The organism is Streptococcus loxodontisalivarius (assembly GCF_016908645.1).
GTDB classification, from domain to species: domain Bacteria; phylum Bacillota; class Bacilli; order Lactobacillales; family Streptococcaceae; genus Streptococcus; species Streptococcus loxodontisalivarius.
Window position 1 is genome coordinate 1 of the sequence record NZ_JAFBEH010000090.1, and the last position, 1,303, is coordinate 1,303.

General features: G+C 40.6%; 1 protein-coding gene and 1 pseudogene. One reads left to right on the forward strand and one right to left on the reverse strand.

Annotated features, from left to right (window positions below):
- On the reverse strand, window positions 1-795 hold a 795-nt coding region (locus JOC28_RS10590; protein ID WP_205010634.1), incomplete at its 3' end, for an ISL3 family transposase.
- A 355-nt stretch (window positions 796-1,150) separates the two neighbouring features.
- Here JOC28_RS10590 and JOC28_RS10895 point away from each other — a divergent pair.
- Window positions 1,151-1,303, forward strand: a pseudogene (locus tag JOC28_RS10895) (IS110 family transposase); the annotation flags it as partial.

Consider the following 1,303-nt stretch of genomic DNA (forward strand, 5'->3'; position numbering starts at 1 on the left):
AGCCTTGTACTCATGAGATTTACGTTCAAATTGGTTCATGATTTGAGTGCGCAATCTGTTCAGGGCACGAGATAAATTCTGAACAATATGAAAGCAATCAAGAACAATCTTAGCATTGGGAAAGAGGGATTTGGCAAGCCCATAGTAAGGGCTGAACATATCCATGGTAATGACTTTAACACGACTGCGAACCTTGTGAGTATAGCGTAGGAAGTGGTTTCTGATGACAGCGTGTGTGCGTCCATCGAGGATAGCGATAATCCTGTTGGAATCGTAATCCTGAGCGATAAAGCTCATCTTACCCTTCTTGAAGGCGTACTCGTCCCAAGACATGGTCTCTGGCAAGCGACTTAGATCGGTCTTACTTTCAAAACGGTTAAGTTGACGATAGACAGTCGAGACAGAGATGGCAAGGTCGCTAGCTATATTGGACATAGCCTCACGGCTCATAAGCTTTTCAGTGATTTTGAGGTTGACAATATTGGGGATTTGATGATTTTCTCTGACGAGTGAAGTCTTAGCGACAGTCATTTTGCCACAAGATTTGCACTTAAAACGGCGCTTTTTGAGGCGAATAAGGACCTTGTAGCCAACCATTTCGAGGTAAGGAATTTTGCAGGGTTTTTGGAAGTCGTACTTAGTCATGTTACCTTGGCAATTTGGACATTTCGGAGCATCATAATCTAGCTTGGCGTAAAAGACTTTGTGAGTTGAAAACTTGTCAAATTCATTATCAAAAGTGATGTTAGGGTCTTTAATATCGAGCGAGTCTTTGATATAATCTACTTGTTCCATATGAATCTTTCTAATGAGTTGTTTTAACGCTTTTCATTATAAGTCATGTGGGACTTTTTTTCTACATTCAAAAAGCCCTACAATCTCCTTGGTGGATTTACCCACTACAGAAACATACTAAGATTAGTAGTGAGGAAATCTCCGACGGGAGAGAGTACTCACTACTTTTTCTTTATGCTAAAGTAGAGGTGTCTTGTTAAGTCGTGCTTTTATTTGACGCTGGACGTCGTTACAAAAACTGGCAAGACACCTGTTTTAGTTAGAATTTTATCAAAGTATGTGGGACGCAAGACGTCGTGTATTGAAAATGAAATCGCTAAAACAAGGTATCATTCAAGACGAAAGAGGTAATATTATGCGAGCAGTATTTGGAATTGATGTGAGTAAAGCAAGTTCAGAAGTAGCTATTCTGGTCAACGGTGAAAAGGTTCATGGCTACACCATGCCCAATGATGCCATCGGATTTTCTCGTCTCTTGGACGACCTAAAAACCGTCTATAACCCTGAA